The organism is Neorhizobium sp. LjRoot104 (genome assembly GCF_964253725.1).
Lineage (GTDB): Bacteria > Pseudomonadota > Alphaproteobacteria > Rhizobiales > Rhizobiaceae > Neorhizobium.
In genome coordinates this window covers 4,008,427-4,024,778 of record NZ_CAXURS020000001.1, presented here as the reverse complement: position 1 = coordinate 4,024,778, position 16,352 = coordinate 4,008,427, and the positions used below count along the sequence as shown (strand labels likewise).

Below are 16,352 nucleotides of genomic sequence, written 5' to 3'. Positions count from 1 at the left end.
GAAAACTCTGAGCGGCAGGCTCACATTTACACCAACAGAGAATCGTGAAGGAGAGCCCTATGGCTACCGTAAAAGTCGATAACAGCAACTTCCAGGCCGAAGTCCTCGACTCCGCCCAGCCGGTGATCGTGGATTTCTGGGCTGAATGGTGCGGCCCCTGCAAAATGATCGGTCCGAGCCTCGAAGAAATTTCGAACGAGCTCGCTGGCAAGGTGAAGGTCGTCAAGCTGAATATCGACGAAAATCCGGAACTGGCCGCCCAGTTCGGCGTGCGTTCAATCCCGACGCTTGCCATGTTCAAGGGCGGCGAAGTTGCCGACATCAAGGTCGGCGCCGCTCCGAAGACCGCCCTTTCGGCCTGGATTTCCAGCGCCGCCTAACTTCCAGTCGCATCCCGCATAAAAAAGCCCGGCTCATCCCTGCAGCCGGGCTTTTTCTGTGTCTATCGCAGCCTTTGCGGTCAGGTCGGCGGGGTGCCGTTGTCGGCAAGCACATTGCCGGCGAAATACAGCGAGCCGCCGATCAGGATGCGCGGCGGCGGGCCGCCCGGTAGCTGGCGGCGGGTGATTTCCTGCAATGCCTCGGCCGCGGAGCCGGCGGGTTCGGCCACCAGCCCGGCATCAAACGCCGCGTGAGCCAGGACCACCGGATCCAGGCCCGATTCGCTGCCGCGGATGCGGACCGTGAAAACGTGTTCGGCGATATCCGCGAAGGCGCGGAAGTAGCCGATCGGATCCTTTGTGTTGATCATGCCGGCGATGATGTAGAGCGGCCGGGCCTGACGTTCCTCGAAAGCCGCCATCGCCTCGGCGATCACCTCGCCGGCGCCGGGATTGTGCCCGCCATCCAGCCAGATTTCGGAGCCTTCCGGCGCGTATCCCAGGAGCTTGCCTTCGGTCAGCTTCTGCAGGCGGGCCGGCCATTCGACCGTCGCCATGGCCTTTTCCATCATCGCCTCGGTGACCGTGAAGCCGGCAGCCTTGACGGCGCGGATGGCGGCAGCGGCATTGGCATACTGGTGGCGGCCCGGCAGGCGCGGCAAGGGCAGGTCGGCAAGGCCGAATTCGTCCTGATAGATCAGCCGGCCGAATTCCTCATGGGCGGAAAATTCCTGGCCGTAGACGGCGGTCGGACAGCCGAGTCGCTCGGCGGTCGATATCAGCACGTCACGGGCCGCTTCGAATTCCTGATGGCCGATGACGACGGGCCGGCCGCGCTTCATGATCCCCGCCTTTTCGGCGGCAATCAGTTCGACCCGATCGCCGAGATAGGCCTGGTGGTCGAGCGAGATCGGCATGATCACCGAAACGGCCGGATCGGTGATGACATTGGTGGCATCGAAACGGCCGCCGAGGCCGACTTCGAGGATGACCGCATCGGCCGGCTGTTCGGAAAACAGCAGGAAAGTCGCGGCGGTCAGGATTTCGAAGACGGTGATCATCTGGCCGTTATTGGCCACCGCGATGCGCCTGAGGGCATCCGCCAGCATCTCGTCGCCGACGATCCTGCTGCGGCCGCCCTTGACGCCGATCCGGTAACGTTCGTGCCAATGGACGAGATGCGGGGACGTGTGGACATGCGTCGCGTAACCACCCGCCTCGAGCAGGGCACGGCAGAAGGCGGTCACCGAGCCCTTGCCATTGGTGCCGGCCACATGAATGACCGGCGGCAGTTTCCTGTGCGGATTGCCCAGCATTTCGAGCAGGCGGGTGATCCGGTCGAGCGACAGGTCAAAACCCTTCGGATGAAGGGTCATCAGCCGCTCAATTTCCCGCTCGGCCGCGCTCACAACGGGCTCGTTCATGGTGGTCATTCCCGCCGCTCCGGATTTCGATGCTCTCTTTCGCTCAGGCGCTCAACGCGACCGGTGCCGGAAGCGCTTCCTGGACGGGCTGCTTCGTCAGCATCTTCAGGATCTTGGCGAGCGTCGAGGGAATATCGTGGCGCTTCACCACCATATCGACCATGCCATGCTCCAACAGGTATTCCGACGTCTGGAAGCCCTCGGGCAACTTTTCGCGCAGTGTCTGCTCGATGACGCGCTTGCCGGCAAAGCCGATCTCGGCGCCCGGCTCGGCGATGTGGACGTCGCCCAGCATCGCGTAGGAGGCGGTGACGCCGCCGGTGGTCGGGTTGGTGAGGACGACGATATAGGGCAGGCCCGCTTCCTTCAGCATGTCGACCGCGACCGTAGTGCGCGGAAGCTGCATCAGCGACAGGATGCCTTCCTGCATGCGCGCTCCGCCGGAGGCGGGGAAGATCACCAGCGGGCACTTTTCCGTCACGGCCCGTTCGCAGGCCCGGACGATCGCCTCGCCGGCCGCCATGCCGAGCGAACCGCCGATGAAATTGAATTCATGAACCACCGCCACGAGCTTCAGGCCCTGGACTTCGCCAAGACCCGCAAGGATCGTATCCTCCTGCTCGGTCTTGATGCGGCTGTCCTTCAGGCGATCGGCATAACGCTTGGAATCACGGAATTTCAGCGGATCCTGGGCGACTTTCGGCTGCGGAAACGCTTCGAAGACACCGCCGTCGAAAAGATCGACGAGGCGGGCCTTGGCGGGCATCTTCATATGGAAACCGGAAGCGGGAATGACCCACTTGTTCTCTTCCAGGTCCTTATGAAAGACCATCTCGCCGGTTTCCGGGCACTTGATCCAGAGATTTTCCGGAACGTCCCGGTTGGGACGACCGAGCATGGAGTTGATGCGCGGCCGGACGTAGTTGGTGATCCAGTTCACTTGGCGTACTCCCGATTAACTCGAGTCTAATGTGGGAAACTATTCGGCGGCAACAAGGCGGGCAGCGCGCACACCGGTTGCAAGGCCCCGAACCAGGGTGGCGACCGCAGCGACGGTATCCGGACCGGCCTTGCCATCCTTGGTGAGGCTGCCGGCGATCTGGCTGACGATCGCCGAACCGACGACGACACCGTCCGCCGCAGCGCCGATCGCCTTGGCATGGTCCGCGGTCTTGACGCCAAAACCGACGCAGACCGGCAGCGCCGTGTGGCTCTTGATGCGCTTGACCGCACCGCCGATCAGCGACGGATCAGGAAGCGCCGAGCCGGTAATGCCGTTCATCGAGACGTAATAGACGAAGCCGGACGTGTTCTTCAGAACGGCCGGAAGGCGTTTGTCGTCGGTGGTTGGCGTGGCAAGCCGGATGAAGTTGACGCCCTTGGCAAGTGCGGGGATGCAGAGTTCGTCATCCATTTCCGGCGGCAGGTCGACGACGATCAGGCCGTCGATACCCGAGGCGATCACGTCATCGAGGAATTTCTCGACGCCGTAGACATAGATTGGGTTGTAGTAGCCCATCATGACGATCGGCGTATCCGCGTCGGTCTCGCGGAACTTGGCCGCAAGCTCGAGCGTCTTTGCAAGCGTCTGGCCGCCCTTGAGGGCGCGCTGGCCGGCCATCTGGACCGCCGGGCCATCGGCCATCGGATCGGAAAACGGCATGCCGAGCTCGATGAGATCGGCGCCGGCACCGGGCAGCGCCTTCATGATGCCGAGCGAGGTTTCGAAATCCGGATCGCCGCCCATGAAATAGGTGATCAGCGCCGGGCGCCCCTCGGCCTTCAGGGCCGCGAAACGTCTGTCCATACGAGCGGTCATATCAAACCTCCATTCCGAGAATCTTGGCGACGGTGAAGATGTCCTTGTCGCCGCGGCCGGAGAGGTTCATCAGGATGATTTCGTCCTTGCCCATCTTGGGCGCGCGCTTGATCACCTCGGCGAGCGCATGGCTCGGCTCCAGCGCCGGAATGATACCTTCGAGACGGGTCAGCACCTGGAAGGCATCGAGCGCTTCCTGGTCCATGATCGGCACGTATTCGGCACGGCCGATCGAATGCAGCCAGCTGTGTTCAGGGCCGATGCCCGGATAATCGAGGCCGGCCGAAACCGAATGACCTTCGAGGATCTGTCCGTCGTGATCCTGCAGCAGATAGGTGCGGTTGCCATGCAGCACGCCCGGCGAACCGGCGGTGATCGAGGCGCAGTGTTCGACGCCCTGGAGGCCGCGGCCACCGGCTTCGACGCCGACGATCCTGACGCTCTGGTCATCGAGGAACGGGTGGAAGATGCCGATCGCATTCGAACCGCCGCCAACGGCCGCGATGACCACGTCGGGCAGCCTGCCTTCGGCTTCCAGCAGCTGGGCGCGGGCTTCGCTGCCGATGACCGACTGGAAGTCGCGGACCATCTCCGGGTAGGGATGCGGACCGGCAGCGGTGCCGATCAGGTAATAGGTGTCATCGACATTGGTGACCCAGTCGCGCAGCGCCTCGTTCATGGCGTCCTTCAGGGTGCCGTTGCCGGCCGTCACCGGAACGACTTCGGCGCCCAGCAGCTTCATGCGGAAAACGTTCGGCGCCTGGCGCTCGACGTCGGTTGCGCCCATGTAGACGACGCAGGGGAAACCGAAACGCGCAGCAACGGTTGCGGAGGCAACGCCATGCTGACCGGCGCCGGTCTCGGCGATGATGCGGGTCTTGCCCATGCGCTTGGCGAGCAGGATCTGGCCGATGCAGTTGTTGATCTTGTGCGAACCGGTATGGTTCAGCTCTTCGCGCTTGAAATAGATCTTTGCGCCGCCGAGATGCTCGGTCAGGCGTTCGGCGAAATAAAGCGGGCTTGGGCGGCCGATATAATGGGCGCCGAGATCAGCCAGTTCCTTCTGGAAGGCCGGATCGTTCTTCGCCTTTTCCCATTCGCCCTGGAGATCCAGGATCAGCGGCATCAGCGTTTCGGCGACGAAGCGCCCGCCGAAAATACCGAAACGGCCATCCTCGTCGGGGCCGGAACGGAACGAATTGGGTTTTGGCGTCTCGTTCACTGTCTACTCCCTCACGCGCTTTTCCGGCCCGCATCCGCGACGGCATCGAAAAACGCATCGATCATTCCAAGGTCCTTGATACCCGGCGCACTTTCGACGCCGGACGATAGATCGATACCGCTTGCCCGCGTCGATTTGAGGGCGAGAACGGCATTATCCTTGTTCAATCCTCCCGAAAGCATGTAATCCACGCCCTCGTCAAGGGAAGCCATCAGGCTCCAGTCAAAGGAAACGCCGTTGCCGCCCGGCAGCTCGGAGCCGGCAGGCGCTTTGGCATCGAAGAGAAAACGGTCGGCAACGCCGATATACGGATCGATCCGGTCAAGATCGCCGGCTTCCTTCACGGAAAATGCCTTCATGACCGGCAGGCCGAAGAGCGCCTTTACCTGCAGAACCCGCTCCGGGCTCTCGTTGCCATGCAGCTGCAGGATGTCCGGCCGCACCATCGAGACGATATCGTCGAGTTCCTCGTCATCGGCATCGACGGTCACCGCAACGAGCTTCACCCGTCCGCGGACCCGATCGGCGAGGTCTCCGGCGAGGTCCGGCTCGACATGGCGCGGGCTCCTGGCAAAGAAGATGAAGCCGATATGCGAGGCGCCCCGCGCCACGGCGCGATCGACTGCCTCGGGGGTCTTCAACCCGCAGATCTTGATATCAGGTTTCATGATGCGCGGATTGACATGAAATTCCGACGGAGTCGAGGCAAATCATAGCGGACGGAGTACGGCCTTGGTGATCGCGGTAATTTTAGTTTCGGCCGGGACACGTCGTGTGCCTCGATTGAAATTTTAATAGTGACACGCGACGTGTCCCGTTCGGTCAGTTTTTCCGCGCAACTCCGGTCCCTCTGCGGCGGCATGGGCTTACATCCTCGCGGATGCCATACCGGGTTGTGTGCGACACACGCACGCCCCGCCTCAAGGCGAGAGGGGGACCATTTTCTGCGCAGCCCCTGACGGCCCACCTGCATGACGGCAGATCATCAAAGCACCGGTCCCGCCTCGCCGGTCATGCGGGCCGGTGTAGCCGAAGCGGGACGGGGGGATTGTAGGCACGGGGTTGAGGAGCGGGGATGAGGATTCTGGTAAGGGGTTGGATTTGTTGAGCCGGGGGTGGATTTGGTCATCGGATGTTGGTGGTCGGTGTTTGCCCCTCACCTTAACCCTCTCCCCGCGGGGGCCAGGGGACCTGGCACACTCAGCGTTGAAAGGGACGGAGACCTAGCGGCATAGGTCCTTCTCCCCGTCAAAACGGGGAGAAGGTGCCGGCAGGCGGATGAGGTGCGGGCCTCTTCCGCAGATTCCTAATTACTCGAAGTCGATCGCATGCAGCTGCGAGCCGTGCTGCTTCAGCCACCTGCGGGCTTCCTCCATGCGCGGGCAGAGTTCTCGGCAGAGCGCCCAGAATTTCGGGCCGTGGTTCATCTCCTTCAGATGCGCCACTTCATGGGCGGCGAGATAGTCGATGATCAGCGGCGGGGCCATGACGATGCGCCAGGAAAAACTCAGGTTGCCGTCCCAGGAGCAGGAACCCCAGCGGCTGCGGGTGTCCTTCATCGATACCGACTTGATCGGCTTGCGGATGGCGGCGGCGTGGCGGGCGACCAGCACTTCGAGGTCCTTGCGCGCTTCCTTTTTGAAAAAGGCGGAAAGCCGGCGGCCCATGTGGTCCTCGAGGCCGCTGACCCTCAGCACCGGTTCGCCGTCGATCAGTACCGCCTCGGTGAGGCCGCGGAGCGTGCCGGTATGTTCGATCCGGTGGGGAAGGCCGCGAAAGGCGATGCGGCCGCCCGGTCGAATGGGATTGTCCGCCGAAAATTTCGCGAGCTTGGTCAGCAGCCAGCCCTGATGGCGGTCGAGGAAATCGTCGATCTCGCGCTTCAGCAGGCCGGCCGGTACCGTGAGATTGAGCGCGCGGCCGCCCGGTTCGATGCGGAGCGTTATGCGGGTGGCGCGGCGGTTTTCCCTGATCGTCAGCGGCATCGCCCGATCGCCGACATCAAGCGTCCGCTTCACCGTTTCGAGCGGTTTCGGTTTGGTACGAACTGGCTTTTTCAGAAGCGCGAACATGATCCCTTTCTAGCCGATTCCTTCACATAAAAAAGCCGGCGTCTCGACGACGCCGGCTCTCACCACGTTTCACGTGAATCCCTGGAGGATCAGAGATCGACTACCGGGTTCTGGCCGGAGGGACGGTTCTGCCGCTCGCGCATGAAGCGATCGAATTCTTCCTGGTCCTTGGCGCGGCGAAGCTCGCGGACATAGTTGTCGAACTCTTCGCGCATCTCGTCGAGCTTGCGGCGCTCTTCCTCGATCCGGTCGATCTCGGTCTTGCGCCAATCGTCGAAGGCGACGTTGCCGGTGGTGAAATGCGTGTTGTAGCGGGATTTCGCCCGGCGGCAGCCGGCGAACATGCGGTCGGCGCGGTCGTTGGCATCGCGCTTGAAGCCGCGGAGCCTTTCGCCAAAAATGATATAGGCAAGCATGGCGAGGCCGAGCGGCCAGAAAACGACGAAACCGAGCACCATGAGAGCGATGGTAGCCGGCGTCCAATCCGGACGAATCAATGCTGACTGGTTCATTGGTCACACCCTGATGTTTCAGCGGGTGGCCACATGCCAGCCCGTCTCATTTCGATTTGGTGAGCCCATGATCCGCCTTCAAGAAGACGGATCATTAAATTCAAGAAGATGCTGAAATAACGAGGAAAAATCGAGGATCCACGACCGGGCGGCGGGACGATCAATCGGCCTTGCCGCCCTTGATGACGCGCTTGACCGGCGTCTTTCTGGCCGCAGCCCTGGCGTGTTTCTGCGTGAAGGCGACGATGCGCGGGGCGATCTCGCGGCGGAAACGCGAACCGTTGAACACGCCGTAATGGCCGACATCCGGCTGCATGTAGTGCATGCGCATGTCATCCGGGATATTGGGGCAGATGGTCTGCGCCGCATTGGTCTGGCCGAGGCCGGAAATATCGTCGTTCTCGCCCTCGATGGTCAGCAGCGCCACCTGGCGGATAAGCTTCGTATCGACCCGAACATTGCGGTGCATCATCTCGCCCTTCGGCAGCGAATGCTTGATGAAGACCGTCTCGACCGTCTGGAGGTAAAATTCCTCCGTCAGGTCCATGACCGCCAGATATTCATCGTAGAATTCCCGATGCTTCTCGGCGGACTCGCCGTCGTTCTTGACGAGGTGCTGGAAAAACTCCTTGTGGGCGGTAACATGCCGGTCGAGGTTCATCGACATGAAGCCGGACAATTGCAGGAAGCCCGGATAAACCCGGCGCATGAACCCGGAAAGCGGCCACGGCACGTTCATGATGACGTTGTCGCGGAACCATTCGATCGGATGTTCTTCCGCAAGCTTGTTGACGGCGGTCGGGTTGATGCGGGTGTCGATCGGGCCGCCCATCAGGATCATCGAGGCCGGCAGCATCTGGTCGCGCTGGGATTCCATCACAGCCACCGCAGCGAGGACCGGGACGGAAGGCTGGCAGACGCCGATCACATGGGCGCCGGGGCCGATCGCGTGCAGCATCTCGATGACGTAGTCGATATAGTCGTCAAGGTCGAAACGGCCATCGGTGATCGGCACGACGCGGGCATCGACCCAGTCGGTGATGTAGACATCGGCGCTCGGCAGAAGCGCTTCCACGGTGCCGCGCAAAAGCGTCGCATAGTGGCCGGACATCGGCGCGACGATCAGGATCTTCTGATCCGGGGCACGGCCGGCGGGAAGATCGCGGCGGAAATGCAGGAGATTGCAGAAGGGCTTGTTCCAGACGATCTCTTCCGTCACCGCGACGGTCTCGCCGTCGACGATCGTGAACGGCAGATCGAAGGACGGCTTGCCGTAGCGGCGCGTGACGCGCTCGAAGACTTCAAGGCCTGCCGACATCGTCCGGCCCATCGTCGTCTGGGAAAACGGATTGAGCGGATTGGAATAGAAGAAGTGCATGGCATCCGCGGCGGCGCGAACCGGCGCCATCGCCGCATGGTTCATCTCGTAGAACTGATAGAACATCGAGGTGCTACCTTTCGTCATTTCCGACAGCGTATTCGACAAAGACATCGAACCGATCGGTTCAGGAGCAGAATGAGGGTAGGCTAACACTTTTCGATTGCGGTGCAACATGTGGGGGATACCGGCTGAATTGGCCAAGAGGAAGGCGAGGATGCAGATCATTCTGCTGTCTTGAGAATGACATGTAAGCCTTAAGGTTCCACCTTCCAAGCCTGGTTAAGGACTCATGTCCGCCGGCGGACATGAGTCCTCCCATCACTTATACGTCAGCGACGAAGGTCTGGCGCTGGGTGCCGAGGCCATCGATGCCGAGTTCGACAACTTCGCCGGCCTTCAGGAAACGCTGCGGTTTCATGCCGAGGCCGACGCCTGGAGGCGTGCCGGTCGAGATGACGTCGCCCGGATGCAAGGACATGAACTGGCTGAGATAGGATACGAGATAACGGACGCCGTAGACCATCGTCCTGGTGGAACCGTCCTGCATCTTCTCGCCGTTGACGGTAAGCCACATGCCGAGGTTCTGCGGGTCGGGGATTTCGTCCTTGGTGACCAGCCAGGGGCCGATCGGACCGAAGGTGTCGCAGGACTTGCCCTTGGTCCACTGGCCGGAGCGCTCGGCCTGGAAGGCGCGTTCGGAGACGTCGTTGGTCAGGCAGTAGCCGGCGACATAATCCATCGCGTCGTCTTCGGAGACGTATTTCGCGGTCTTGCCGATAACGACGCCGAGCTCGACTTCCCAGTCGGTCTTTTCGGAACCACGCGGAATGACCACGTCGTCGTTCGGGCCAACGATGGCGGAGGTCGCCTTCATGAAAATGATCGGTTCCGGGGGAACGGTCGCGCCGGTCTCGGCGGCGTGGTCGGAATAGTTGAGGCCGATGCAGATGAACTTTCCGGTGCCGGCGACGCAGGCGCCGATGCGGGCCGGCTGCAGTTCGGGCAGGCTTTCCGGATCGAGAGCAGCGATCCTGGCAAGGCCTTCCGGGGAAATGGCGGGCCCGGCAATGTCCGCAACGTGGCCGGACAGATCGCGAATCTTGCCCTTGTTGTCAAAAAGTGCCGGCTTTTCATGGCCCGGCTCGCCAATGCGCATCAGTTTCAAAACATGGTCCTCCAATTACCGGGAGGTTTATGGAACATGCGCTGTCGCTTGTCACCCCGTTTTCAGCCGGCCGTTTTTCAGCCGGCCACAAGTCTGTTGCCAAGCCGGCCGGCGGGCCTATTGTTGATCCTTGGATCTATTCACAGCCTGTTATTTCGGAGAATGCCCATGACCAGCAGCAATACCCGCGATTCGGAATTTCCGATCGACGCCTTCTTCCTCGACCGCTGGTCGCCTCGGGCGTTCACCGAGGAAACCATCGACCAGGCGACCATGCTGACGATCCTGGATGCCGCCCACTGGGCACCCTCCTCCGGCAATAACCAGCCCTGGCGTTTCATCTATGCGCTGCGCGGCACGCCGTCATTTCCGGTGCTCGTGGACATTCTTTCGCCGGGTAACCAGCGCTGGGCACAGAACGCCGCGGCGCTGATGATCGTCGTCTCGAAGACATATCGCGTGGCGAGCAACGGCGAACACAAGCTTGCCTATACCCACTCCTACGATACCGGCGCGGCCTGGTTTTCGGTCATCTGCCAGGCGATGAAGCTTGGTTATCACGCCCATGGCATGGAGGGCCTGGACAAGGAAAAGGCCGTCGAGGTGCTGGGGATTCCGGAAGGTTACCGGGTCGAGGCGGCGGCGGCGATCGGCCGGATCGGCGACAGAAGCACGCTTCCCGACGAGCTCGCGCAGCGGGAATTCCCCAGCAAGCGCAAGCCGGTCTCCGAAATCGCCTTCGAAGGGAAGTTTACCGGAGAGGCTTGAGCGCCCCGCCCCGGTTAAGGATTGTTTCACGTGAATCCATATCCACAGGAAAGATTCACGTGAAACATTTTTGAGCTGGACAAATAAAAAGCGGCCCGGGAGCCGCCTTGCTATCTCGTCCGGCGTCATCCTTGGGCTTGAACCCAAGGATCTGCACAGCCTCGATAAGGATTGAAAGCCGCAGATCCTCGGGTCAAGCCCGAGGATGACGAGGCGCAAGACGCGGGCAAACTGCCCCGCGCGCCGCTTTTCGGCTCAAATGTCGAGGTTGGCGACGCTCAGCGCGTTCTCCTGGATGAACTCGCGGCGCGGTTCGACTTCGTCGCCCATCAGGCGCGAGAAGAGGCCGTCGGCGTCGGTGGCATCGTTGACCCTGACCTGCAGCAGCGAGCGGACGTTCGGATCGAGCGTCGTTTCCCAGAGCTGCTCGGCATTCATCTCGCCAAGGCCCTTGTAGCGCTGCATGGAGAGACCCTTGCGGCCGGTCGCGAAGATCGATTCGAGCAGAGCGCGCGGGCCGGACATTTCCTGCTGGCCATCCTTGCGGGTGAGGACCGGCGGGGTGCGGTAGATTTCCTGCAGGCGCGTGGTCATCTGGTCGATATGGCGGGCATCGGCCGAACCGATCAGCGCCACATCGACGGCCGCGACTTCCTTGACGCCGCGCACCATGCGCTCGAAGCGCAGGCCGCCCTCGTCCGTCACATGACCGGACCAGCCGCGTTCGGTCTCCTCGGCGATCATGTCCAGACGGCGCGCGACTTCGTCGGCGGTCTGCTGGGCCCGCTCGCGGTTGTCGGTCAGTTCCGGGTTGAGCGCACCTGCAATCGCGGCCTGTTCGATGATCGAGCGGCTGTAGCGGGAATGGAGGCCTTCGACCAAAGCGCGCAGGCGCAGCGCATCCTGGATAAGTTCGCGAAGATCCTGGCCGGCGCGGACTTCGCCGGACCCGAGCGTCAGGGTCGCTTCTTCGAGACCCATGCCGATCAGGTATTCCTCCAACGCCTTTTCATCCTTCAGGTACTGGACCGACTTGCCGCGGCTCACCTTATAGAGCGGCGGCTGGGCGATATAGATATGGCCGCGCTCGATCAGTTCCGGCATCTGGCGGAAGAAGAAGGTCAGAAGCAGGGTACGGATATGGGCGCCATCGACGTCGGCGTCCGTCATGATGATGATCTTGTGGTAACGCAGCTTGTCGGCGTTGAACTCGTCCTTGCCGATCGACGTGCCGAGCGCGGTGATCAGCGTGCCGATTTCCTGGCTGGACAACATCTTGTCGAAACGGGCGCGCTCCACGTTGAGGATTTTTCCACGCAACGGAAGAATGGCCTGGTTCTCGCGCGAACGTCCCTGCTTGGCGGACCCGCCGGCGCTGTCGCCCTCGACGAGGAAAAGTTCGGACTTGGCCGGGTCGCGCTCGGAGCAGTCGGCAAGCTTGCCGGGCAGCGAGGCGATGTCGAGCACGCCCTTGCGGCGGGTCAGCTCGCGGGCCTTGCGGGCCGCCTCGCGGGCGACGGCCGCTTCCACGACCTTGCCGACGAGGATCTTTGCTTCAGTCGGATGCTCCTCGAACCAGGTGCTCAGGGCTTCGTTCATCAGGCTCTCGACCACCGGCCGAACCTCCGACGAAACCAGCTTGTCCTTGGTCTGCGACGAAAACTTGGGGTCGGGCACCTTGACGGAGAGCACTGCGGTCAGGCCTTCGCGGCAGTCTTCACCCTGCAGCGTGACCTTTTCCTTCTTGGTGATGCCGGAACTGTCCGCATAGGACGTCACCTGGCGGGTCAGGGCGCCGCGGAAGCCGGCCATATGCGTGCCGCCGTCGCGCTGCGGGATGTTGTTGGTGAAGCAGAGCATGTTTTCGTGGTAGCTGTCGTTCCACCACATGGCCACTTCGACCGTCATGCCGTCCTTCTCGCCCTTGATGGCGACGGGCTTTTCGACCAGCGGCTTCTTGGAGCGATCGAGATAACGGACGAAGGCTTCCAGACCTCCGTCATACAACATTTCCTCTTCCTTGACGTCAGGCTTGCGCTTGTCCGTTAGCCGGATTCTGACGCCCGAATTCAGAAACGCCAGCTCGCGCAGACGGTGCTCGAGCGTGCCGTAGTCATATTCGGTCATCGTGAAGGTGTCGGAGCTTGCGAGGAAGGTAACCTCGGTTCCGGAGCGGCCTTCGTATTCGCCGATGACCTTGAGCGGGCCGTCGGCCACGCCGTGGGTAAAGGAAATCTCGTGGAGCTTGCCGTTGCGGCGGATGCGCAGCTTCAGCCAGACGGACAGCGCGTTGACGACCGATACGCCGACGCCGTGCAGGCCGCCCGAGACCTTGTAGGAATTCTGGTCGAACTTGCCGCCCGCGTGGAGCTGGGTCATGATCACTTCGGCGGCCGATACGCCTTCGCCGGTGTGGATGTCGGTCGGGATGCCGCGGCCGTTATCCGTCACGGTGACGGAGCCGTCCGGGTTGAGCGTGACGGTCACCAGGTCGGCATGGCCGGCCAGCGCCTCGTCGATCGCGTTGTCCACGACTTCGTAGACCATGTGATGCAGGCCGGAGCCGTCGTCCGTATCGCCGATATACATGCCGGGCCGCTTGCGAACGGCATCGAGGCCCTTCAGAACCTTGATCGAGTCGGCACCATATTCGGCACTCGCGCCATTTTCGCTGACGGGTGTATCGGTCATCAATTATCTTCCAATTCGTTTGAGATGCCGGTTAAGCGAATCACCGGCCATTCCACCCTCGGAATATAGGGAAATCGGGGCGGTTTCTAAAGGTTGAGCCTCGCCAATACGGCACGAAAGCCGTGGATGCGTGCCGAATTCAGCCCCGCATCCCGGCTTTTTTGAGGAGGGTGTCCATTTCCTCTATCACGTCCGGCGGCAAAGAGCGAATCCGCTGCGCCAGGCGGTTGGCAAAGACCGTGTAGGACGGCGGCAGGCCCGCCGTATCGAGCACGACTTTCGGATGCGACGCCTCGGCCAGCCGGAAAAGCTCCTCCGCCTCATCCCAGATGACGTTGAAATAACCGGCGATCCGCTGCAGCAGTTCGAAGGTCGGGCGGCCACGCTTGCCGTGCTCCAGCGCCGAAAGATAGGCAGGGGTAACGCCGATCGCCGCAGCCAGCTCGCGCTGGGTAATCCCCTTGCGGCGACGCAGCTCTCTCAGCGCATGACCGAAGGGGGTCATTCCCGGTCTCCGCGGCCGCGCGAAAGCCTCACATACATGGCGCCCTCCCCGCCGTGATGGCGCGCCGCCCATTCATAGGAGGAGATCAGAAAACGGAATTCGGCTTTCGAAAACCACAGCGGCACGGCACGGCGCAACGCGCCTTCGCTGCCCATCGAGCTGCCCTTGCCGGTGATCACCAGGACGTGGCGAAGACCGCGTTCATGCGCCCTCAGCAGAAAATCGAGAAGCAGGTCATGCGCCTCGCCCTGGAAAAGCCCATGCAGATCGAGCCGGGCGTCGATCGGCAGGCGTCCCTTGGCGAGTTTCTTCTTGACCGGTTTTTCGAGCGGCTGATGAGAACCGACGGGACGCCTGGGTGGAGCGGGCGCCGGAAGTTCGACCGCATAGCTCTCCTGCCGCGGCGCGGGTTTCGGCTTTGCGGCCTCAACGGCTGCCTCTTCGGCAGCGATCTTCGCGGCCTCGGCTTCCTCGAATTGCAGGATTTCCTTCATCCGGCCGGGCAAGGCCCGGGCGGACTTGGCGACCCTGCCCCACAATATCCGCTCTTCCGGATCGAGTTTGCGCCCGCCCTTCATCCGCCGTACCTGACAGAGGCTGGCTTGGGGATGAGGATATAAAAATCCGCGTCGTTGCGCACCGTCCCGGCAAGCTCGCCGGCTTCGAAACCGGAACCGGTAAAAATGTCGCCGCGTGCCGGGCCGACGATCGCCGAGCCGGTATCGAGCGCCAGCATCAGCCGCGCGAAGGGTTTGCCGCCATCCATATGGGTCAGCGTCTCGGAGCGGATGAAAAAGGGAAAACCGAACGTGTGGATCTGGCGATCGACCGCCAGCGAGCGGCCGGGGATCAGCGGCACCTTGGCGGCGGCGACCGGACCGAGCGACGGATCGGAAACGTCCGCTTCCCGAAAGAAGATGTAGGAGCGATTGTGCCAGAGGACCTCATCAATCTTAGCCGGATTCCCCGCCAGCCAAGCGCGGATGCTCTGCATCGAGATCTTCGCGGGGTCGATCTCGCCGCGGTCGATCAGCAGCTTGCCGACCGGCGAGAACGGATGCCCGGCCTTGGCCGCATAGGTGATCCGCCGGACAGTTCCGTCAGGGTATCTCAGCCTTGCGGCGCCCTGGACATGGATGAAGAAGACATCGACCTTGGATTTCGCATAGGCGATCTCCAGACCGCGGCCTTCGAGAAAACCGCGGTCGATCTCGCCGCGGTCCGGATAGGATACGATCCCTTCCTGCGTCCGCCGGCCGAACATGTAGCCGGAGTCCAATCCGGCCGGCCGGTTGTTGTCATCGAGATCGACGAGATCGTCGGGGCGACAATAAAGGGGATGTGCCCAGATCTCGTCCCGCGTTTCCGAAACCTCGATCTCCGGCTCGTAGAACGCGGTGACGAAACCCCGCCGGCCGTCGTTGCGGGCGATCAGGAAGGGCGTGCAGTGGGTTTCGAAAAAGGCCCGGGCAGAAACGGGATCGCCCGGGACATCCCGGGCGGCTTCGATGAAGGTGGCGAGTTCCTCCGCCGTCAGGCCGAGGGAGCCGGTACGGTATGGCTTGACCTTGCGGATATGCTCCAGCGACGCGCGCATGCCGGCAAACAGCGCGGTCGGATCATCATCGCCCCACCCCGCAAGATCGGAGAAGGATAGCGGCCGGAGGGTATAATCCGCAGAGCCCAGGGTCATTGTTCGGATTCGGTGGCGACCAATCTCCAGTTCGGATCGCGGGAACGGATGTCACGGGCAAAGGTCCAGATATCGGTGACCTCCGCAACGGTCTCCTGGTCGCCGTCGATCAGCGCGCCAGCCTTGTCATAGGTGGCCGAAATCAGCTGGCTGACGATGCGAACCGTGATCTGCTCCTCGGCATCCTTGACTGTCGCGTGGGTGATATCGGCCTTGTCGATGCCGACGAATGTCGATTTCACCACTTCGCCGCGGGACTCGCGGTCGGTGATTGCCGCATCGAAACCTTCGAAGACCTCCTTGGAGAGTAGGCCCTTCAGGGTTTTCCGGTCGCCGTCCGCGAAGGCCATGACGATCATCTCGTAGGCCATGCGGGCACCGTTCAGGAATTCGCGGGGACGGAAGGAAGGATCCGACTTGACCACTTCGCGCAGCGCGGCATTGAGCGGCGTATCGGGCTTGGCGACAGCATCGACATCCGCATAGCGCTGCTCATCGTCCGTGGCGTCCCGACGCGGCAGGGTCACGACCTTGCCGTCGTCGCCGCCCGGGTTCTTCGCGACGTCGCGAGGGCTGTAGGGATCGAACGGCGGCTTCTCGCTTCCCGTCCGGCGTCCGAGCACACTGCGCAGTTGCAGGAAGATCAGAACCGCTGCGACAAGGAAAAAGAGTGTTATAAAGTCGTTGGAGCCCATCTTAACCCGCATTTGGCGTTTAAAT

At 62.1% G+C, this 16,352-nt stretch carries 16 protein-coding genes; 2 read left to right on the top strand and 14 right to left on the bottom strand.

What is annotated here, in order from left to right; translation table 11 throughout:
• Positions 1-59 precede the first annotated feature (59 nt).
• Positions 60-380, top strand: a complete 321-nt coding sequence (trxA, locus tag ACSQ8R_RS19710) for a thioredoxin (RefSeq protein WP_210013523.1) — start codon at positions 60-62, stop codon at positions 378-380.
• Positions 381-460: 80 nt separating this feature from the next.
• Here the strand turns inward: trxA and ACSQ8R_RS19705 are convergent, their stop codons facing one another.
• The 9 genes from ACSQ8R_RS19705 to ACSQ8R_RS19665 all read right to left on the bottom strand — a co-directional run bounded on the left by ACSQ8R_RS19705 (position 461) and on the right by ACSQ8R_RS19665 (position 9,975).
• A complete protein-coding gene (locus ACSQ8R_RS19705) occupies positions 461-1,804 on the bottom strand; it encodes a bifunctional folylpolyglutamate synthase/dihydrofolate synthase (protein WP_436254923.1) in 1,344 nt (447 codons plus the stop codon).
• Positions 1,805-1,847: 43 nt separating this feature from the next.
• On the bottom strand, positions 1,848-2,744 hold the full coding sequence (gene accD / locus ACSQ8R_RS19700) for an acetyl-CoA carboxylase, carboxyltransferase subunit beta (RefSeq protein WP_436254922.1): 897 nt from the start codon (positions 2,742-2,744) through the stop codon (positions 1,848-1,850).
• A gap of 39 nt (positions 2,745-2,783) precedes the next feature.
• The gene (gene trpA, locus ACSQ8R_RS19695; RefSeq protein ID WP_436254921.1) at positions 2,784-3,623 is read right to left on the bottom strand and encodes a tryptophan synthase subunit alpha; all 840 of its coding nucleotides are present in this window, start codon (positions 3,621-3,623) and stop codon (positions 2,784-2,786) included.
• Between the two features lies 1 nt (position 3,624).
• On the bottom strand, positions 3,625-4,845 hold the full coding sequence (trpB, locus tag ACSQ8R_RS19690) for a tryptophan synthase subunit beta (RefSeq protein WP_436254920.1): 1,221 nt from the start codon (positions 4,843-4,845) through the stop codon (positions 3,625-3,627).
• Between the two features lie 11 nt (positions 4,846-4,856).
• Positions 4,857-5,513 carry a phosphoribosylanthranilate isomerase gene (locus ACSQ8R_RS19685; RefSeq protein WP_436254919.1) on the bottom strand — a complete coding sequence of 219 codons (657 nt, stop codon included), beginning with the start codon at positions 5,511-5,513 and terminating at the stop codon, positions 4,857-4,859.
• Between the two features lie 642 nt (positions 5,514-6,155).
• On the bottom strand, positions 6,156-6,917 hold the full coding sequence (locus ACSQ8R_RS19680; protein ID WP_436254918.1) for a M48 family metallopeptidase: 762 nt from the start codon (positions 6,915-6,917) through the stop codon (positions 6,156-6,158).
• An 89-nt stretch (positions 6,918-7,006) separates the two neighbouring features.
• Positions 7,007-7,429: a DUF2852 domain-containing protein gene (locus ACSQ8R_RS19675; RefSeq protein WP_345930377.1), complete on the bottom strand. Its 423-nt coding sequence runs from the start codon at positions 7,427-7,429 to the stop codon at positions 7,007-7,009.
• A 160-nt stretch (positions 7,430-7,589) separates the two neighbouring features.
• Positions 7,590-8,873: a polyhydroxyalkanoate depolymerase gene (locus ACSQ8R_RS19670; RefSeq protein WP_436255525.1), complete on the bottom strand. Its 1,284-nt coding sequence runs from the start codon at positions 8,871-8,873 to the stop codon at positions 7,590-7,592.
• A gap of 259 nt (positions 8,874-9,132) precedes the next feature.
• Positions 9,133-9,975: a fumarylacetoacetate hydrolase family protein gene (locus ACSQ8R_RS19665; protein WP_436254917.1), complete on the bottom strand. Its 843-nt coding sequence runs from the start codon at positions 9,973-9,975 to the stop codon at positions 9,133-9,135.
• 168 nt (positions 9,976-10,143) lie between these two features.
• Here ACSQ8R_RS19665 and ACSQ8R_RS19660 point away from each other — a divergent pair, with 168 nt between their 5' ends.
• Positions 10,144-10,743: a nitroreductase family protein gene (locus tag ACSQ8R_RS19660; RefSeq protein ID WP_436254916.1), complete on the top strand. Its 600-nt coding sequence runs from the start codon at positions 10,144-10,146 to the stop codon at positions 10,741-10,743.
• Between the two features lie 255 nt (positions 10,744-10,998).
• Here the strand turns inward: ACSQ8R_RS19660 and gyrB are convergent, their stop codons facing one another.
• The 5 genes from gyrB to ACSQ8R_RS19635 all read right to left on the bottom strand — a co-directional run bounded on the left by gyrB (position 10,999) and on the right by ACSQ8R_RS19635 (position 16,327).
• Positions 10,999-13,434, bottom strand: a complete 2,436-nt coding sequence (gene gyrB, locus ACSQ8R_RS19655) for a DNA topoisomerase (ATP-hydrolyzing) subunit B (protein WP_436254915.1) — start codon at positions 13,432-13,434, stop codon at positions 10,999-11,001.
• A 139-nt stretch (positions 13,435-13,573) separates the two neighbouring features.
• Entirely contained in the window at positions 13,574-13,939 is a 366-nt protein-coding gene (locus tag ACSQ8R_RS19650; RefSeq protein WP_436254914.1) for a helix-turn-helix domain-containing protein, read from the bottom strand.
• Positions 13,936-14,517 (bottom strand): Smr/MutS family protein, encoded by a 582-nt coding sequence (locus ACSQ8R_RS19645; RefSeq protein ID WP_210013513.1) that lies wholly within the window; start codon positions 14,515-14,517, stop codon positions 13,936-13,938. The genes ACSQ8R_RS19650 and ACSQ8R_RS19645 overlap by 4 nt, the downstream gene beginning before the upstream one ends.
• Positions 14,514-15,632: a murein transglycosylase A gene (gene mltA / locus ACSQ8R_RS19640; RefSeq protein ID WP_436254913.1), complete on the bottom strand. Its 1,119-nt coding sequence runs from the start codon at positions 15,630-15,632 to the stop codon at positions 14,514-14,516. The genes ACSQ8R_RS19645 and mltA overlap by 4 nt, the downstream gene beginning before the upstream one ends.
• Positions 15,629-16,327: a Tim44/TimA family putative adaptor protein gene (locus ACSQ8R_RS19635; RefSeq protein ID WP_436255524.1), complete on the bottom strand. Its 699-nt coding sequence runs from the start codon at positions 16,325-16,327 to the stop codon at positions 15,629-15,631. The genes mltA and ACSQ8R_RS19635 overlap by 4 nt, the downstream gene beginning before the upstream one ends.
• Positions 16,328-16,352: the final 25 nt, after the last annotated feature.